The sequence below is a fragment of the Streptomyces sp. NBC_01298 genome (genome assembly GCF_035978755.1).
Taxonomy (GTDB): domain Bacteria; phylum Actinomycetota; class Actinomycetes; order Streptomycetales; family Streptomycetaceae; genus Streptomyces.
Genome location: NZ_CP108414.1, coordinates 6,381,632 through 6,399,265 on the forward strand (window position 1 = coordinate 6,381,632; position 17,634 = coordinate 6,399,265).

Genomic DNA, 17,634 nt, shown 5'->3' on the forward strand with positions numbered 1-17,634 from the left:
CTTCACACCCCCTGATCGCCCCATGTTCTCAGCAATCGGAACGTCCCGGGGCCGATGCGCCGTGTGACGTAGCCTGCGGCCCCATGAACGCACGCTTGAAGCAGATCGCCGTAGTGACCGGAGCCGGATCCGGGATCGGCCGTTCCGTGGCCCTCACCCTCGCCGCCGCCGGATGGGCGGTGGCCGTGGCCGGCCGCAGGACCGAGCCGCTGGAGGAGACCGCCGAGGCCGCCAGGGCCGCCCACCCGGACGCCGAGGTGCTCTGCGTCCGGGCCGACGTCAGCGACCCGGACGACGTGGCCGCGCTGTTCGAGACCGTCCGGGCGCGCTACGGACGGGTGGACCTGCTCTTCAACAACGCGGGCACCTTCGGCCCGGCCGGGGTCGCGCTGGAGGACCTCTCCTACGAGGCCTGGCGCTCGGTGGTCGACGTCAACCTCACCGGCTCCTTCCTCTGCGCGCAGGCGGCCTTCCGGGTGATGAAGGCCCAGGACCCACAGGGCGGCCGCATCATCAACAACGGCTCCATCTCCGCGCACGTGCCCCGGCCGAACTCGATCGTGTACACCGCGACCAAGCACGCCATGACCGGCCTGACGAAGTCCCTGTCGCTGGACGGGCGTCCGTACGGGATCGCCTGCGGGCAGATCGACATCGGCAACGCGGCCACCGAGATGACCGAGCGGATGCAGACCGGGATCATGCAGGCCAACGGACAGCTCGCGGTGGAGCCCGTCATGGACGCGGCCGACGTGGCGCGCACCGTGCTGCACATGGCCGAGCTCCCGCTCGGGGCGAACGTGCAGTTCGCCACGGTGATGGCGACCGCGATGCCCTACATCGGGCGCGGCTGACCCGTTTCGCCCCCGGCCCGGGGCCCGCTGCCGAGGCCGTACCCGGGCCCGCCCCCGTCCCGACCTGCGAATACGCTCCGGATTCGGGAATGCGGGCCCGTGGGTCACCGTTGTGGCGATCATGACTGACGTACTGCGCTACACCGCCTTCTCCGACGACCCGGCCGGCGGCAACCCCGCCGGTGTCGTCCTCGACGCCGCGGGCCTCGACGAGGCCGCCATGCTGAAGATCGCCGCCGAACTGGACTACAGCGAGACGGCCTTCCTCACCGCCCCGCCCGAGGGCCTCGACGGGGCGCCGGGCAGGGCCTTCACCGTGCGCTACTTCAGCCCCAAGGCGGAGGTCCCCTTCTGCGGGCACGCCACCGTGGCCACCGCCGTGGCACTGGGCGAGCGGATCGGCCCCGGCGAGCTGGTCCTCGCCACCCGCGCGGGCACGGTCCCGGTGTCGGTGACCCGGGAGGACGGGGCCGGCGGCCTGCGCGCCACCCTGACCAGCGTCGAACCCCACACCGAGGACCTGGACCCGGCCGACCTCGCCGAGGCCCTGGCCGCACTGGACTGGCCGGCCGCCGACCTGGACCCGGCGTTCCCGCCGCGGATCGCCTACGCCGGAGCCCGCCACCTGGTGCTCGGCGCCGCCACCCGGGCCCGGCTCGCCGACCTCGCGTACGACTTCGACCGGCTGGAGGCGCTGATGCAGCGCCTCGACCTCACCACCGTGCAGCTCGTGTTCCGGGCGGGCCCGGCGGAGTTCCACGTGCGCAACCCCTTCCCGGTCGGCGGCGTCGTCGAGGACCCGGCGACCGGCGCGGCCGCGGCCGCCTTCGGGGCGTACGCCCGCGAGATCGGCCTCGTCCCGGACGCAGCCGTCCTGACCCTCCACCAGGGCGCCGACATGGGCCGCCCCGGCGTGCTCACCGTCGAGCTGCGCTCCGGCGACAGCCGGGTCCGGGTGGGCGGCGCGGGCGCGCTGATCCCGTAGTGCGGATCGAGGGGACCATCCAGGAGTACGCGGTCCTGCCCTCCGGGCTCGCCGAGCAGGTGGCGGGTCTGGAGGCGCAGGCCTGGCCCGGGTCTTCCCCCGGGCACGACCCGGCGCTCGCCCCGCGCGCGGTCCTGCTCCTGGACGCCGACGGGCGGGTCGCCGCCTGCCTGGCGCTCCTCCACAAGCCGGTCCGGCTCGCGGACGGGCGTACGTACCGCGCGGCCGGGCTGAGCGGCGTGGTCACCCGGGCCGACGTACGGGGGCGCGGGTACGGGGGCCGGCTGGTGGCGGCGGCCCGCGCCGGGCTCGCCGCCGATCCGGCGGTGGACCTGGCGCTGTTCAGCTGCGACCCGGAGCTGGTCCCGTTCTACGAGGCGGCCGGCTTCGAGGTGCTGCCCGGCACGGTCCTGGTCGGCGGCACCCCCGCGGAGCCGCTCGCCACGGACGCCCCGGGCCTCGGCAAGACGGTGCTCGGGGCGTTCTTCGCCCGTGGTGCGGGCGGCGCCGGCGCGGCATCCGCCGCGGACGGTGAAGGCCGCGCGGACGACGAAGGCCGCGCGGACCAGGTCCGCGCGGCCTTCACCGGCATCCGCGTCCCCCTCTACCCGGGGACGATCGACAGGCTGTGGTGAGTCAGGAGCCGCTGGGCGCGGACTCCGGCTTCGACTCCGGCTCCGACTCCGACCCCGGCTTGGGCTTCGTGCGCTTGACCAGCGACGGCGCCAGGAACAGGGCCAGCACCGGCACCAGGTACAGGGCCCACACGATCAGCTGGAGCACGGTCGGGTCCGGCTGGAAGTTGAAGGTGCCCTTGAGCAGGGTCCCGTACCAGCTGTCCGGCGGGATCGTCGCGCTGATGTCGAAGGCCTTGTTGGTCAGCCCCGGCAGGAAGTCGGCCTCCTGGAGGTCGTGGACGCCGTACGCGAGCACGCCCGCGGCGACCACGACCAGCATGCCGCCGGTCCACGTGAAGAACTTCGCCAGGTTGATCTTCAGCGCGCCGCGGTAGAACAGCCAGCCCAGCAGGATCGACGACCCGATGCCGAGCAGCACGCCGATCAGCGGGGCCGCACCGTCACCGGCCGCGTGGACCGAGCGCCACACGAACAGCGAGGTCTCCAGGCCCTCCCGGCCGACGGCCAGGAACGCCGTCGCCACCAGGGCGCCGGTGCCCATCGCGAGCGCCGCGTCGAGCTTGCCCTGGAGCTCGGCCTTCAGGTGCCGCGCGGTGCGCTTCATCCAGAAGACCATCCAGGTGACCAGGCCGACCGCGACGATCGACAGGGTGCCGCCGATCGCCTCCTGCGCCTTGAAGGTCAGTTCCTGCGTGCCGAATTCGAGGCCCGCGCCGAAGGCCAGGGACAGGGCGGCGGCCAGGCCGACGCCCAGCCACAGCGGGCCCAGCTTGGCCTTGTTCCCGGTCTTGACCAGGTAGGCGATGAGGATGCAGACGACGAGGCTGGCTTCCAGCCCCTCGCGCAGCCCGATCAGATAGTTGCTGAACACTTCGGTTCTCCCGGTCCCTTACGCGAACAGCGTCCGGCCCCACCAGTCGTCCTTGTCGCGGACGCCCGGCGGGACGGCGAAGACGGCCGAACCCACGTGCTGGATGTATTCGTTGAGGACGTCGGACTTCGCCAGCTTGCGCTGGATCGGTACGAAGCCGGTGCGCACGTCGCGCTGGTAGGCGAGGAAGAACAGGCCCGCGTCGAGGCGGCCCAGTCCGTCGGTGCCGTCGGTGAAGGAGTAGCCGCGGCGCAGGATCGTCGCACCGTTGTTGGTGTCGGGGTGCGCGAGGCGGACGTGCGCCTCGGGCTTCATCGCCTTCAGGAACGGCTCGTCGCGCTCCTTGGACTTGCCGACGGGGGCACCCTCGCCCTTGTCGCGGCCGAAGATGTCCTCCTGCTCGCCCAGGGGCGTGCGGTCCCACGTCTCGATGTTCATCCGGATCCGGCGAGCCACGAGGTACGAGCCACCGGTCAGCCAGTCGCTGCCGTCGCCGGCGCCGACCCACACGTGCTTGTCCAGGGCGGCCTTGTCGGTGCCCGAGATGTTCCGGGTGCCGTCCTTGAAGCCCATCATGTTGCGCGGGGTCTGCTCGTCCGGCGTGGTCGAGGAGGTCTTGCCGAAGCCCAGCTGCGACCAGCGCACGGCCGTCTTGCCGAAGCCGATGCGGGCGAGCTGGCGGATGGCGTGCACCGCGACCTGCGGGTCGTCGGCGCAGGCCTGCACGCACAGGTCGCCGCCCGAGCGGGCCTGGTCGAGGTTGTCGCCGGGGAAGAGCTCCAGGTCGATCAGGGCGCCCGGGCGCTTGCCCTCCAGGCCGAAGCGGCCCTTGGCGAACAGGCCCGGCCCGAAACCGATGGTCAGGGTGAGGCGGGAGGCCTTCAGACCCAGCGCCTCGCCCGTGTCGTCCGGCGGGGCCTCCGGAAGGCCGCCGTAGCCGCCCTCGCCGACGGGCTGCCCGGTCGTCATCAGGCGGGCCGCCTCGGTCCAGTCCTTGAGGAGCTGGACCAGTTCGGCCCGGTCCTTCGTCTTCACGTCGAAGGCGGCGAAGTGCAGGCGGTCCTGGACGGCACTGGAGATGCCCGCCTGGTGCTCACCGTGGAACGGCACGGCCGCGCCGGCCGAAGCCGCCGAGACCATGTCGGGGCCCGAGTTCAGGGCGATGGCCGTACCGCCGGCCGCCGCCGCGCCGAGCGCGAGGCCCGCGCCGCCCCAGCCGAGGACGGCCCGGCGCGAGGGCGCGCCCGAGGCCGGGCCCGCCTGGCCCGCCTGCTCCGGCGTGCCCTGCGTGTGGTCCTGCGCGGGCTGCTGCCCGGGCACCGACTCGCTCATGTGAGGTTCTCCCGCCTGCTCTGCTGTTCCGGAGTTACTTCGCGGCCGCGGCGGCGAGCTTCGAGAGCGGCTCGGCCAGGGCGTTGACGCCGTCGGAGAGCTCCTTGCGCTCGGCCTCGCCGACCTTGTCGTACGAGACGAACTCGTAGGCGGCCTTGTTCGGGCGGTACTTCTCCAGCAGGTTGTTCAGCGCCGCGAACTGCTTGTCCAGCTCGGCGGTGAGCGCGGGGTCCGTCTTCGAGGTGATCGGCTTGAGCAGCTCGAAGGCCTTCTCGGCGCCCTCGACGTTGGCCTTGAAGTCGACCAGGTCGGTGTGGCTGTAGCGCTCTTCCTCACCCGTCACCTTGCCGGTGGCGACCTCGTCGAGGAGCTCCTTGGCGCCGTTCGCCATCGAGGTGGGGGTGATCTCGGCCTGGCCGACCTTCTTCTGCCACACGGCCAGGTCGGCCATCAGGGTCTCGGCGAGCTTCTTGTCCGCGTCGTCGATCTTGTTGTCCGCGAAGAGGGACTTCTCCAGCTTGTGCCAGCCGGTCCATTCCTGGCCGGCCTCCAGGCCGTCCTCACGGACGTCCACCTTCGGGTCGATGTCGCCGAAGGACTCGGCGACCGGCTCGGTGCGCTCCCAGCCGATGCGCGAGGGGGCGTACGCCTTCTTCGCGGCCTCGACGTCGCCGGCCTTGACCGCGTCCGCGAAGGCCTGCGCCTTGGGGATGGTCTCGTCGGCCTGCTCCTGCACGTACTTGCGGTACGCGGCGACCGCGGCGTCGGCCTCGGGGCTGCGCTTCTCCGTGCCGCCCGTGCCGGTGGCCTTGACCTGCTGGCGGATGCCGTCGCCCTTCATGCCGGGCTTGCAGGCGATCTCGTAGTCGCCCGCCTTGAGCTCGGCGGTGATGGTGGCCTTGGTGCCGGGGCCGATGTTCTCGCGCTCGGCGACGATGCGGTCGTCGGGGAAGAGCACGTAGAGCTCGGTGACCTTGGAGCCCTTGTTCTCGACCTCGAAGGCGACCTTGCCCGCGGGGAACTCCTTGGTGGAGACCTCGCAGGCGGAGTCGGAGGCCGCCACCTTGATGGTGCCGTCGCCGGACGCGTCGCTCTTCTCGGAGCAGCCGGTGACCGCGGTGAGGGCGGCCACGACGGCTGCCGCGGTGACGACGGAGAAGCGGACGGGACGCATAGGGGGCTCCTGGCAGTCTGGCGTTCGGCAGACGACCGCCCCGATCGGGTGGGAGCGGCCGGTGAGGCGGACCTAACTTAACCGAGGCTTACCTGACCCATACCCGCGCGTCCAGTGATTCAGCCCACACATTCGAGGGCCGGACACGGGGCCGTTACGGGCACCCCACGCCGGCCCCATGCGCAGGTCAAGCGGAGGTCAAGCCCGGGTGCCCGTTCCGTACGGCGGAATCACTCGCTCCGGGCCGCTCCGGCCCGCCGTCCCGTACGGGGACCACCAGCGGCGCCCCGGTGCGCGGGTGCGGGAAGACCTCCACCGGCTGGCGGTAGACCCGGCTCAGCAGCCCGTCCTCGAACACCTCCGACGGCGGGCCGTCCACCGCGATCCGGCCGTCGTGCAGCACGGCGACCCGGTCCGCGTACGCCGCCGCCAGGCCCAGGTCGTGCAGGACCACCACGACCCCGTCCCCGGCCGCCGCCCGCTCCCGGCAGATCCGCAGCACCAGCTCCTGGTGGCGCAGGTCCAGCGCCGCCGTCGGCTCGTCCAGCATCAGCAGCGGGGCGCCCTGCGCCAGTACGCGGGCCAGCGCGACCCGGGCCCGCTCGCCGCCCGAGAGCCCCGAGAACGGGCGGGCCGCGAAACCCGTCACCTCGGTGGCGGCCATGGCGGCGGCCACCGCCTCCTCGTCGGAGCCGGCCGCCTCGGTGCCCGCCCAGGGGGCGCGGCCCATCCGTACGACGTCCTCCACGGGAAAGGGGAAGGCCAGTTCGGCCGATTGGGGGAGCACCGCCCGGCGCAGGGCCAGCTCGGGGGCCGGCCAGTCGCCCATCGGGCGGCCGTCGATCCGGACCTCCCCGGAGGCGGCCGGCAGGTCCCCGGACAGGGCCGCCAGCAGCGTGGACTTGCCCGCGCCGTTCGGCCCGACCAGGGCCAGCACCTCCCCGGCGCGCACGGTCAGCCCGATCCCGGCGAGCACCTCGCGCCCGCCGAGCCGTACGCGCAGGTCCGTGACCTCGGCGAGCGGCGCACCGGGGGCGGGCCGGGCGGGAACGGTGCGCCCGTTCCTGCGGAACGCGGCGAACCGGACGCTCATGCCCAGCCTCCTTGCTTGCGGCGGGTGCGGCGCAGCAGCCAGAAGAAGAACGGGCTGCCGAGCAGGGCGGTCAGGACGCCGAGCGGCAGCTCGGCGGGCTGGGCGAGCGTCCGGGCGGCCAGGTCCCCGGCGACCAGCACCACCGCTCCGGCGAGCGCGCTGCCGGGCACCAGGAACCGGTGCCCCGGACCGTTGGCCATGCGCAGCAGGTGCGGCACGAGCAGCCCGACGAAGGTGATGATCCCGGCCACGGCCACGGCCGCCGCCGTCAGCAGCGCGACGACCAGGATCAGCGCCAGGCGCAGCCGCTCCACGTCGACGCCGAGGTGACGGGCGGGACGCTCGCCGAGGGACAGCAGGTCCAGCTTGCGCGCGTAGAAGGGGGCGATCAGCAGCCCGGCGAGGGCGCAGGGCAGGACGGCCAGCACCTTGGGCCAGGTGGCCTGGGCGAGGGAGCCGAGCTGCCAGAAGGTGATCTGGTTGACCTGGCCGCTGTCGGCGAAGAAGACGAACAGCCCGATCAGGGCGCCCGCGAAGGCGTTGACGGCGATGCCGGTCAGGATGAGGGTGACGACCTCGGTCCGGCCGCCGTTGCGGGACAGCAGGTACACGGCGCCGACGGTGATCAGCCCCGCGACGAACGCGCAGGCGGTGATGGTCCAGTTGCCGAAGAAGGTCAGGCCCAGCCCGATCGCGGCGACCGCGCCGACGGCCGCGCCCGCCGAGATCCCAATGACCCCGGGCTCGGCCAGCGGATTGCCGAACACCCCCTGCATCAGCGCCCCGGCGCAGCCGAGGCCGGCCCCGACGAGCAGGGCGAGCACCACGCGGGGCAGCCGTACGTTCCACAGCACGCTCTCCCCGACCCGGTCGAGGGCGGCGCCCCCGAGGCCGAGGCGGTGCTGCACCGACCCGACCACCTCCCCGAGCGGGATCTCGTACGCCCCCACGCCGGCGGAGACCAGCGCGAGCAGGACGAGTACGGCGGCCAGCGCGCCGGTGAGCCAGGCGGAACCCCACCGCCGCCGGGGCGGTGCGCCGGCGGCGGTGGGCAGGGCCCGGGACGCCGCCCCGGGAGCGGGAAGGGGGCCCGCTCCGGGCGGCGTCTCGGGGGCTTGGTCGTACGAGAGGGACACGTCAGGAGGCCTTGCCGTAGAGCTGGGTGATGAGGGAGGTCAGGACCTGGTCGGTGCGCGGACCGTAGTTGAGCAGGACCCCGTCGTCGACGCTGACCACCCGCCGGTCCATGCCCGCCGGGGTCTGCGCCACGCCCGGGATCTTGACCAGCCCGTCCACGCCGCCGACGGACTCCAGGCCCTTGGACATGACCAGGATGGCGTCGGGCGCGGCGGCCGCCAGGGCCTCGCTCGTGATCGGGGTGAAGTCCTTTCCGAGCCCCGACTCCGGGCCGGTGTCCACCGCGCCGGCCGCCTCCAGCAGGGAGCCGGCGCCGGAGTCGGAGCCGCCCATCAGGTAGACGGAGGCGGTGCCGCGCAGGTAGAGGAAGGCCACGCGCGGCTTCTTGCCCGAGGCGGGCAGGGCCTTGCGGGCGGCGGCGATGCGGTCGGCGGTGCGCTGGTTCAGCCGCGCACCGGCCTCCTTGACGCCCAGCGCGGCGGCGACGGTGTCGGTCCGCTTCGCCACGTCCTCCAGGGACTTGGCCGGGGCCACCACGAGCAGCGGGACGCCGGCGTCGCGGATCTGCTGGATCGCCTCGGCGGGGCCGGACGTGGTCTCGGCCAGCACCAGGGTCGGACGCAGCGACAGCACGCTCTCGGCGGAGACGTCGTGGCCCCGCGTCACCACCGGGAGGTCCGCCGCCTGTTCGAAGGTGGCGGTGACGTCCCTGGCGACGACCTTGGGGCCGAGTCCGAGGGTGTACACGATCTCGTTGAGGCCGCCCGTCAGCGGGATCACCCGCTCCGCCGAGGTGACGGTGACCCGCGCCCCGTCCGCCGAGGCCGCCGTCGCCGGGAGCGCGGGCGCGGGGGCCTGCGCGAGCGGCTCCACCCGGTCCGGGAGGGCCGGGGCTCCGGTGGCGGGGGAGGGGGCGGCCGTACCTCCGCAGGCGCTCACGCCGAGTGCCAGGACCACGGAGGTCAGGGCGACGGCGAAGCGGGACACGCGGGTTGACGGGGCGGGCGTAGGCACGAAGGCACCGTCCTGATCGTCCGACTGGGAGTTGGGCCCGGATCTCGTGGTTCCGAGGGTTCCGGAGGTTCCGGGGGTTCCGGGGGTTCCGGGGGCCAGGGGGTTTCACACCCGGCCGAACGTAGCTTAGGTTAGCCTAACCTCGCTCGCTAGACCCTGGAGGGGACATTCATGTCCGCAAGACCCGCCCGTGCTTCCGCCGTCGCCCTGCTGGCGAGCCTGGCGGCCCTGCTGGGAGCCCTGCTTCCGGCGACCGCCGCCCAGGCGGCGGGCCGCACCGTGGAGGGCGGCCGACTTGACTGGGGCATCAAATCCTCCTTCCAGAGCTATGTCACCGGGCCGGTGGCCAAAGGCGGGTTCAAGCTGAAGAACGGAGCCGCCACCGCGGGGGGCAGCCTGTTCCGCTTCCACTCCGCCAGCGGCTCCTACGACCCGGACAGCGGCTCCCTGCAGGCCTCCTTCAGCGGCGGCGTCACCTTCCAGGGCCACCAGAAGCCGGACGGCACGTACGAGCTCGACATGAGCGTCAGCCGCCCCACCGTCAAGATCAGCGGCGGCAGCGGCACCCTCTACGCGGACGTCTCCAGCAAGGCCAAGGAGGGCGGAGCGGTCACCACCTCCTCCCAAGTCCCCTTCGCCGAGCTGGGCCTGGGCGGGGTGAACATGAAGGGCGGCGGCAGCCCGATCGCCCTCGCCAACATCCCGGCCACCCTCACCGAGGAAGGCGCCAAGGCCTTCGCCGGCTACTACGCCGCCGGCGCGCGGCTCGACCCGGTCTCGCTCTCCGTGGACGTCAAGGCCGCGGCGGCCGAGCAGCCCGCCCCGCCGGCGCCCAGCGCCCCGGCCGCGCAGACCCCGCAGGCCGGCGGGGCGTTCACCGACGCCGCCGTCGACTGGGGCGTACGGCGCACCTTCCGCGAGTACGTCTCCGGCTCCGTCGGCCAGGGCAAGTGGGAACTGGCCGAAGGCGCCCAGGACGGCGGCGCGCTGTTCCGCTTCCCGCAGGGCAAGGGCGCGTACGACGGAGCGAAGGGCACCCTTGAGGCCGCCTTCGCCGGCTCCGTGCACTTCACCGGGGCGCACTTGGACCTGAAGCTCTCGAAGGTCACGGTCAAGGCGGAGAACGGCACGGGCGTGCTCTTCGCCGACGTCACCACCGGCGCGGACACCAAGCCCGCCGTCCCGCTCGTCGAGTTCGACGCGAAGGGCCTCAATACCGAGGGCGGACTCGCCACCCTCACCGAAGCCCCGGCCACGCTGACGGAGGGCGGAGCCCAGGCCTTCAACTCCATGTACAAGCCGGGCACGGAGATGGACCCCGTCTCCCTGGCGGTCGCCCTAGACGGAGCCGCGAAGCTCCCGGCCCTCCCGAACCTCGGCTCCACGGCCGCCCCGCCGGCCCCGACCCCGGCCGCGGCCGCCGCCGAGAAGGCGGACGACTCCTCGAACACCGGCCTGTACGCCGCCCTCGCGGTGGCAGTCCTGGTCCTGGCGGGCGGAGCCACCTTCCTGACCCTCCGCAACCGCCGCGCCGAGGACCCCGGTACGACCCCGGCCCCGGGTCCGGCTCCGACTCCGACTTCGGCTCCGACTGCGGGCGCGGCCCCGACTTCGGCCCCGACTGCGGGCGCGGCCCCGACTTCGGCCCCGACTGCGGGCGCGGCTCCGACCTCGGCCCCGACTCCGGACGTGGCCCCGACTTCGGCCCCGGCTGCGGGCGTGGCTCCGACTTCGGGCGTGACTCCGGCTCAGGCCCCGGCCTCGACTTCGGGCGTGACTCCGGCTCAGGCCCCGGCCTCGGGTGCGGCTCCGGCCCCGACTCCGGACGTGGCCCCGGCTTCGGCCCCGGCCCCCACCCCGGCCTCGGGAGCGGCCTCGACCCCGGCCCCGGGCGGGGGCTCCGGCGCCGGCACTCCGGCCGCTCCGGCCCCGGAGAACCCCGGCTCCTCCGACTCCCCGGACTCCTCGGGGGCCGACGGGGCCGCTCCGCGCGGCTGACCGGCGCCCCGAACCCTTACCGCCCGCCCCCGCGGGGCCCCGCAGCACCCTGCCGCGGGGGGCGGGCCCATCCGAACCCGCCCGGCCCGCAAGCCCCGTACCGCGCTCACGCGCAACCCCCGCACAAGCCCCGCAGGGCCCCGCAGGGCCCCGCAGGGCCCCGTACCGCCAGGGCTCGGCTTCGCCGTGCCTCCGTACGCCCCGCACTCCCTCGCTTCCCTCGCCTCCTTCACCCCCGTTTCAGGAGCCCCGCCATGTCATCGATCCGCCGTCCCATCGCCCTCGCAGCCGCCGTGGCCACCTCCGCCGCGATAGCCGCCACCGCGTTCGTCCTGCCCGCCACCGCGGCCGGCTCCACGGCGCAGGGCGCCACCGCGGCGCAGGGCGCCCCCGCGGTGATCCCGGTCGTCGGCGGCACCCTCGACTGGGGCGTGCTGGAGAGCTACCGCACCTACGTGACGACCATCGCCCAGGGCGAGATCACCGTCGCGGACGGCGCGAAGAAGACCGCCAAGGGCTTCACCTTCGGCTCGGCCACCGGCGCGTACGACCCGGCCACCCATCTCGTGACCGCCGCCTTCAAGGGCAGCGTCACCTTCAAGTCGGCCGCGCACCGCTTCGAGGTGAAGCTCGCGAACCCGCGCATCGACACCGGCAAGAAGCTGCTGATCATCGACGTCACCCGGGACGGCGTGCTCACCAAGAACGTCCCCTTCGCCAAGGTCGCCTTCGGCGGGCAGTCGATGGCCAACCTGGGCACCACGCTGACGGCCGACGCCGCCAAGCTCCTCGGCTCGGACAGCTACAAGGACAAGGCGGGCGACCCGCTGACGGCCGTACTGAAGTTCCCGTCGCAGCCCACCCCGAGCCCGTCCTCCTCCGCGAGCCCGACGAAGAAGCCCACCTCGTCGCCCTCGACCTCTCCGACGAAGCCGACCCGACCCCGACCAAGCCCGCACCGACCAAGCCCGCGCCGTCGAAGCCCGCCTCCCCGACCCCCTCCGCCTCCACCAGCTCCCCGGCGACCGGCGGCCCGCAGAAGATCCTCGACGGCAAGCTGGCCTGGGGCGTCAAGGAGTCCTTCCGGAAGTACGTACAGAGCGCGGGCGGCACCGTCACCCCGGCGAACGGCGCGGTCGCGAACGGCGGCAGCTTCGCCTTCGGCGGCGGCAAGGGCACCCTCGACACCAAGGCGCGGAAGCTGAACGCCACCTTCGCGGGCAACCTGCGCTTCCAGTACGCCGGCCACGGCATCGACATGACCTTCGGCAACGTCCGCGTCAACACCCAGGGCGACAAGGGAACCCTGGTCCTGGACGTGAAGACGGCCGCCGGGGTCAAGGCGAACATCCCCTTCGCCACGCTCGACCTCTCGAAGGCCGACTACAAGACCAAGAACGGCGTGCTCACCCTGAACGCGGTGCGCACCGCGCTCACGGCCGAGGGCTCCGCGGCCTTCGCCAACTCCACCACCGGCTCGATGTACCCGGTGGGCACCCGGGCGGACGACGTCAACCTGACGGTCTCGGTGGACAAGGGCGCCGCCCTGACCCCGATCGGCACCGGCACCACCGGCGGCACCGGAGGCGGCGGCACGGTCGGCGGCGGCCTCGCCGCCACCGGCTCCGAGCTCCCGGCCGGCGCGCTGCTCGGCTCCTCCGCCGCCATCATCGCCGCGGGCGCGGGCGCGGTGTTCGTCGCGCGCAGGCGCCGCACGGCCCAGAACTGACCCGTGCTTCAATTCCGGCGTGAACGATCTAGACGTCCTCAGGGTCTTCTGCGCGGGTGACGGCAGCCACGGCAACATGCTCGGCGTCGTACGCGACGGCCGGACCTGCCCCGACGATGCGTCACGGCAGGCACTGGCCGCCGAACTCGGCTACAGCGAGACGGTGTTCGTCGACGATCCCGAGCGCGGGATCGTGGACATCCGCACCCCCGGCACCCGGATGTCCTTCGCCGGGCACCCGTTGGTCGGTGTCGCGTGGCTGCTCGACATCGAGGAGCTCCAGCCTCCGGCGGGCGCCGTATGGGCGCGCGACGACGGGGAGTTCACCTGGATCAGCGCGCGGCCCGAGTGGGTCGAGGGCAAGCGCACCGAGCAGTACGCCGATGCCGCCGCGGTGGAAGCGCTGCCCGGCCCGCCGCCGGGCGAGGGCTGGCTGTACGTCTGGGCCTGGGAGGACGAGGCCGCGGGCCGGATCCGGGCCCGCGGTTTCCCGCGGCGCCCCGACGGGGCCATCGTCGAGGACGAGGCCACCGGCTCGGCGGCGATCCTCCTGACGGCCGAACTGAACCGCGCCCTGAACATCACCCAGGGCAGGGGCTCCCAGATCCTCACGGCCCCGGCCCCGGACGGCACCGTGGAGATCGGCGGCCGGGTCCGCTTCGCCCCGGCCGGCCCCGCCGGGGTCTGAGGCGCGGCGCGGTAGCACGGAAGGGGGGCGGGCCCGATGGGCCCGCCCCCCTTCCCCCGTCCAGCCCGCCGCGGGCGGCCCGCGCTACGCGCTCAGCGGGAACCGCTCGCCCAGCTCGCGGAAGACCGCGCCGTTGAAGTCGAAGGCGCGCTTGCACTCGTCGATGATGCGCTGCTTCTCCAGGTCGTCCGCGGCGATCGTGTCCAGCAGCTCGCGGTAGGTCCGCTTGAAGGCGGCCGGGTTGGAGATGTCCGCGAAGACGTAGAAGCGGACGCCGTCGCCCTTGCGCTCGAAGCCCCAGGTCCGCTCCGCCTTGTCGCGGATGATCTGGCCGCCGGAGAGGTCGCCCAGGTAGCGGGTGTAGTGGTGGGCCACGTACCCGCCCGGCCAGGAGGCGGCGCACTCGGTCACGCGGGCCGCGTAGGCCTCCGTGGCGGGCAGCGCGACCAGGGTCTCGCGCCATGCGGGACCCCGCAGGTGGGCCAGGTCCCGCTCGATCTCGGCGAGGCGCATCAGCTCGGGCTGTATGAACGGTCCGGCCACGGCGTCGTCCCTGAGGGCCTCCGCGGCGTCCTCCAGGGCCTTGTACACGAACCACAGCTGCTCGGTGTAGCGGGTGTAGGCGTCCACGCCCAGACGGCCGCCCAGCAGGTCGCTCATGAAGGTAGACGTCTCCGCCTCGGTGTGCTGCTCGTGCGAGGCGACACGGATGACGGTCGAGAAGGCGTCCAAGGCGGACCTCCGAGGAATCGGAAGAAAAAGGGAGGAACAAGGGGGAGACAGGTGTGGCGGCCGTGCCGCCACACCTGATCCTCCTTCTTAGGTTTACCTAAGTCAATATGTTCCCGACGCCCTGTCGGTAAAAACCTCCGCGAGGTGTTTCCCTCGGATCAGGGCAGCGTCAGGATCTCCGCCCCGGTGTCCGTGACCACCAGCGTGTGCTCGAACTGCGCGGTCCGCTTGCGGTCCTTCGTGACCACCGTCCAGCCGTCCTCCCACATGTCGTACTCGTGGGTGCCCAGGGTCAGCATCGGCTCGATGGTGAAGGTCATCCCGGGCTCGATGACGGTGGTGGCGTGCGGGCTGTCGTAGTGCGGGACGATCAGGCCGGAGTGGAAGGACGAGTTGATCCCGTGACCGGTGAAGTCCCGGACGACGCCGTAGCCGAAGCGCTTCGCGTACGACTCGATGACCCGGCCGATGATGTTGATCTGCCGGCCCGGCCGGACGGCCTTGATGGCCCGGTTCAGGGCCTCGCGGGTGCGCTCCACGAGCAGCCGCGACTCCTCGTCCACGTCACCGCACAGGTACGTGGCGTTGTTGTCGCCGTGCACCCCGCCGATGTACGCGGTCACGTCGAGGTTGACGATGTCGCCGTCCCGCAGGACGGTCGAGTCGGGGATCCCGTGACAGATCACCTCGTTGAGCGAGGAACACAGGGACTTCGGGAAACCGCGGTAGCCCAGCGTCGAGGGGTAGGCGCCGTGGTCGCACATGTACTCGTGGGCGACCCGGTCCAGCTCGTCGGTGGTCACCCCCGGCGCGATCAGCTTGGCGGCCTCTTCCATCGCCTGGGCGGCGATCCGGCCGGCGATGCGCATGGCCTCGATGGTCTCGGGCGTCTGCACCTCCGGTCCGGTGTACGGAGTGGGCGCGGGCTTGCCCACGTACTCGGGCCGGCGGATGTTTCCGGGAACGGAACGGACGGGAGTGAGCTCGCCTGGTACGAGCAGCGACTGGCCAGACATACGAGCGAGTGTATCGAGCGGGTATGGGGCAGCATGGCGACAGAAGAGAGGAGCCTGACGATGGCCCTGTTCAAGAAGCGCCAGGTGGGCAAACCCGGCGAGTGGTACTACTGCCTGGTCCACAAGAAGGTCGAGGAAGGCCCCGAGTGCCCGGCGAAGGACCGTTTCGGGCCCTACGCGACACCCGAAGAGGCGAACCACGCCATGGAGACCGCGCAGGAGCGCAATCTCGAATGGCAGAACGACCCCAAATGGAACGACAAGACGCGCGAGGGCGAAGAAGGTACGGAAGGCACGGGCACGGCCACCACGTAGCCGGGCCTACCAGCGGCTGGGCGGCGGCGCGGCCAGCTGGTCGGCCAGCCGCGCCAGCCGGTCGCGGAACCGCCGCGGCCCGCGCTGCACCGGCAGGCTGTTCTCCCCGGCCGCCGCGCTGACCAGGTGCTGCACCGTGTCCAGGTCCAGCTCGGCGGCCCCGTCCGGTACGGACAGCACCTCGTGCGCGAGCGTCCCCAGATCCGGGTCCCCGCCGTCCAGGGACAGTACGGTCGCCCCCGCGCGCCGGGCGTCGTGCACCCGCTCCAGCAGCCGGTCCCCGGGCTGCTCCGGAGCCACCACCAGCAGGGTGTGACCGCGCCGGGCCGCCTCCAGCCGGCTCAGGCCGACCGACAGGTGCGGGGCGTCACCGGGCAGCACCTGGTGGCGTACGAGGGTGGGCGCCAGCTCCGGCAGCCCCGACCAGGCGGCCTCGTCGACCAGGTGCGCCGCCAGGTGCCAGGGCTCGTACTGCTCGGTCCCGACCAGCAGCAGGTTGCCGCCGGCCGGCACGACCGACCGCCGCAGCGTCCCGGCGAACCGGCGCGCGGCACCGGGCCACTGCGTACCGGCGAGCACCTCGCGCAGCAGCGCGACTCTCACGGCGTCCATCCCCGCATCTTCGCAGGAATCGAGACGAAGGGGTGCGGAACGCCGGAGTCCGCCGGATCGTCGGTAGCGGTCGGTAGCTTGTCGGTGACGGTTGGTGGACCGGCTCGCGGAGTCGAGGGGTGGACCGGGAATGATTCGTGCGTACAAGTTTCTGATGCGGCCCACCGCACGGCAGGGCCAGGCGCTGACGCAGATGCTGGCTGATCACTGCTCGCTCTACAACGGGGCATTGCAGGAACGACGCGACGCCTATCGCCACGTTTCGAAGGTGAGCGTCAAGTACGGGATGCAGTCCGCTCAGCTCAGGGAGATCCGGGCGTTCGACCCGGAACGCCAAGGGCAGTGGTCGTTCTCGTCGCAGCAGGCCACTTTGCGTCGCCTGGACAAGGCATTCGCCGCGTTCTTCCGCCGGGTCAGGTCGGGTGACACCCCGGGCTACCCGCGCTTTCGCGGGGTGAACTGGTTCGACACGGTCGAGTTCCCGAAGGACGGGGATGGCTGTCGCTGGAACGCTGCCCCACACGATCCCGCTACCCGGGTCCGTTTCCAGGGGGTCGGGCACGTCAAGGTCAACCAGCACCGCGCCGTGGTCGGCAAGGTCAAGACCGTCTCGGTGAAGCGCGAGGGACGGAAGTGGTTCGTCATACTCACCGCCGAACAGGGGAAGCCGGAACCGCTGCCCGAGACCGGCTCCGTGGTCGGCATCGACCTGGGCATATCCAACTTCCTCGCCGACTCGGGCGGCGAGTTCGTGCCCAATCCCCGCCACGGCCGCCGCGCTGCCGCGAAGCTCAAAGCCGCGCAGCAGGGCCTGTCCAGATTCCCCCGGTGCAAGGGCGGCGAGCGCACCGCGAACCATCAGCGTGCCGTGGACAAAGTCGCGGGACTCCACGGCAAAGTGCGCCGCCAGCGGCTCGACCACGCGCACAAGACCGCGCTCGGTCTGCTCCGCGAGCATGACTTCGCCGCTCACGAAAAACTCAAGATCCGCAACATGCGCAAGGCCGCCGCACCGAAGCCCGGCCCTGGCCGGCTGGGCATTTCCTTGCCCAACGGGGCCACGGCCAAGACTGCACTGAACCGTTCGATCAGCGATGCCGGTTGGGGGGTGTTCCTGACGATCCTGCACGCCAAGGCTGAGAGCGCCGGACGGGAAGTGATCGCCGTGGACCCCCGCAATACCTCGCGTACCTGCCCCGAATGCGGGCACACCGCGAAGGAGAACCGGCCCACACAGGAGAAGTTCCGCTGCCAGGCATGCGGCCACACGGCGCACGCCGACACGGTGGGGGCGCTGAACGTTCTACGGGCCGGGCTGGTCCGTCGCAACGCCAACTCGGCTTAGCGAGAAGCCCCGCCTTGGAAGGCGGGGAGGAGTCACATCGGCATCCTGCTGCAGGGATGGGGCGGATGCAGCCGCCTCCTACCCCTTCCCGCCGGTTCTCG

The 17,634-nt window shown here is 72.6% G+C and carries 16 protein-coding genes and 2 pseudogenes; 9 read left to right on the forward strand and 9 right to left on the reverse strand.

The genetic code is table 11. The features are described from left to right. The first annotated feature begins 83 nt into the window (after positions 1-83). The 3 genes from OG730_RS29020 to OG730_RS29030 all read left to right on the forward strand — a co-directional run bounded on the left by OG730_RS29020 (position 84) and on the right by OG730_RS29030 (position 2,474). The gene (locus tag OG730_RS29020; protein ID WP_327306996.1) at positions 84-854 is read left to right on the forward strand and encodes an SDR family oxidoreductase; all 771 of its coding nucleotides are present in this window, start codon (positions 84-86) and stop codon (positions 852-854) included. A 121-nt stretch (positions 855-975) separates the two neighbouring features. Beyond that, positions 976-1,839 carry a PhzF family phenazine biosynthesis protein gene (locus tag OG730_RS29025; protein ID WP_327306997.1) on the forward strand — a complete coding sequence of 288 codons (864 nt, stop codon included), beginning with the start codon at positions 976-978 and terminating at the stop codon, positions 1,837-1,839. Next, a complete protein-coding gene (locus tag OG730_RS29030; RefSeq protein WP_327306998.1) occupies positions 1,839-2,474 on the forward strand; it encodes a GNAT family N-acetyltransferase in 636 nt (211 codons plus the stop codon). Before OG730_RS29025 ends, OG730_RS29030 begins: the two co-directional genes overlap by 1 nt. 1 nt (position 2,475) lies before the next feature. Here the strand turns inward: OG730_RS29030 and efeU are convergent, their stop codons facing one another. The 6 genes from efeU to OG730_RS29060 form a co-directional block, all read right to left on the reverse strand. Further along, positions 2,476-3,348 (reverse strand): iron uptake transporter permease EfeU, encoded by an 873-nt coding sequence (efeU, locus tag OG730_RS29035; RefSeq protein ID WP_327306999.1) that lies wholly within the window; start codon positions 3,346-3,348, stop codon positions 2,476-2,478. A gap of 18 nt (positions 3,349-3,366) precedes the next feature. After that, complete coding sequence (gene efeB, locus OG730_RS29040; RefSeq protein ID WP_327307000.1) at positions 3,367-4,680, reverse strand: iron uptake transporter deferrochelatase/peroxidase subunit; 1,314 nt, start codon at positions 4,678-4,680, stop codon at positions 3,367-3,369. 34 nt (positions 4,681-4,714) lie between these two features. Then, positions 4,715-5,854 carry an iron uptake system protein EfeO gene (gene efeO / locus OG730_RS29045; protein ID WP_327307001.1) on the reverse strand — a complete coding sequence of 380 codons (1,140 nt, stop codon included), beginning with the start codon at positions 5,852-5,854 and terminating at the stop codon, positions 4,715-4,717. A 187-nt stretch (positions 5,855-6,041) separates the two neighbouring features. Beyond that, the gene (locus OG730_RS29050; RefSeq protein WP_327307002.1) at positions 6,042-6,947 is read right to left on the reverse strand and encodes a heme ABC transporter ATP-binding protein; all 906 of its coding nucleotides are present in this window, start codon (positions 6,945-6,947) and stop codon (positions 6,042-6,044) included. After that, a complete protein-coding gene (locus tag OG730_RS29055) occupies positions 6,944-8,083 on the reverse strand; it encodes a FecCD family ABC transporter permease (protein ID WP_442815043.1) in 1,140 nt (379 codons plus the stop codon). The genes OG730_RS29050 and OG730_RS29055 overlap by 4 nt, the downstream gene beginning before the upstream one ends. Position 8,084: 1 nt before the next feature. Continuing rightward, positions 8,085-9,098: a heme/hemin ABC transporter substrate-binding protein gene (locus OG730_RS29060; protein ID WP_327307003.1), complete on the reverse strand. Its 1,014-nt coding sequence runs from the start codon at positions 9,096-9,098 to the stop codon at positions 8,085-8,087. Positions 9,099-9,269: 171 nt separating this feature from the next. On the opposite strand from OG730_RS29060, the pseudogene OG730_RS29065 reads away from it, so the two are divergent. From OG730_RS29065 to OG730_RS29080, 4 genes and pseudogenes are all read left to right on the forward strand, one after another. Then, a pseudogene (locus OG730_RS29065) lies at positions 9,270-10,697 on the forward strand (HtaA domain-containing protein); the annotation flags it as partial. 653 nt (positions 10,698-11,350) lie between these two features. Further along, positions 11,351-11,878: pseudogene (locus tag OG730_RS29070) on the forward strand (HtaA domain-containing protein); the annotation flags it as partial. A gap of 275 nt (positions 11,879-12,153) precedes the next feature. After that, positions 12,154-12,825: an HtaA domain-containing protein gene (locus tag OG730_RS29075; RefSeq protein WP_327309465.1), complete on the forward strand. Its 672-nt coding sequence runs from the start codon at positions 12,154-12,156 to the stop codon at positions 12,823-12,825. 76 nt (positions 12,826-12,901) lie between these two features. After that, positions 12,902-13,513 (forward strand): PhzF family phenazine biosynthesis protein, encoded by a 612-nt coding sequence (locus tag OG730_RS29080; RefSeq protein ID WP_327309466.1) that lies wholly within the window; start codon positions 12,902-12,904, stop codon positions 13,511-13,513. 84 nt (positions 13,514-13,597) lie between these two features. On the opposite strand, the gene OG730_RS29085 is transcribed toward OG730_RS29080, so the two are convergent. Then, positions 13,598-14,245: a biliverdin-producing heme oxygenase gene (locus OG730_RS29085; RefSeq protein WP_327307004.1), complete on the reverse strand. Its 648-nt coding sequence runs from the start codon at positions 14,243-14,245 to the stop codon at positions 13,598-13,600. Between the two features lie 158 nt (positions 14,246-14,403). Further along, positions 14,404-15,261: a type I methionyl aminopeptidase gene (gene map, locus OG730_RS29090; RefSeq protein ID WP_327307005.1), complete on the reverse strand. Its 858-nt coding sequence runs from the start codon at positions 15,259-15,261 to the stop codon at positions 14,404-14,406. Positions 15,262-15,321: 60 nt separating this feature from the next. Between map and OG730_RS29095 the strand changes: the two genes are divergently transcribed. Next, positions 15,322-15,576, forward strand: coding sequence for a hypothetical protein (locus OG730_RS29095; protein ID WP_327309467.1), 255 nt, complete (start codon positions 15,322-15,324; stop codon positions 15,574-15,576). Positions 15,577-15,582: 6 nt separating this feature from the next. On the opposite strand, the gene OG730_RS29100 is transcribed toward OG730_RS29095, so the two are convergent. Beyond that, the gene (locus OG730_RS29100; RefSeq protein ID WP_327307006.1) at positions 15,583-16,188 is read right to left on the reverse strand and encodes a hypothetical protein; all 606 of its coding nucleotides are present in this window, start codon (positions 16,186-16,188) and stop codon (positions 15,583-15,585) included. A gap of 130 nt (positions 16,189-16,318) precedes the next feature. On the opposite strand from OG730_RS29100, the gene OG730_RS29105 reads away from it, so the two are divergent. Then, positions 16,319-17,533, forward strand: coding sequence for an RNA-guided endonuclease InsQ/TnpB family protein (locus OG730_RS29105; protein WP_327307007.1), 1,215 nt, complete (start codon positions 16,319-16,321; stop codon positions 17,531-17,533). Positions 17,534-17,634: the final 101 nt, after the last annotated feature.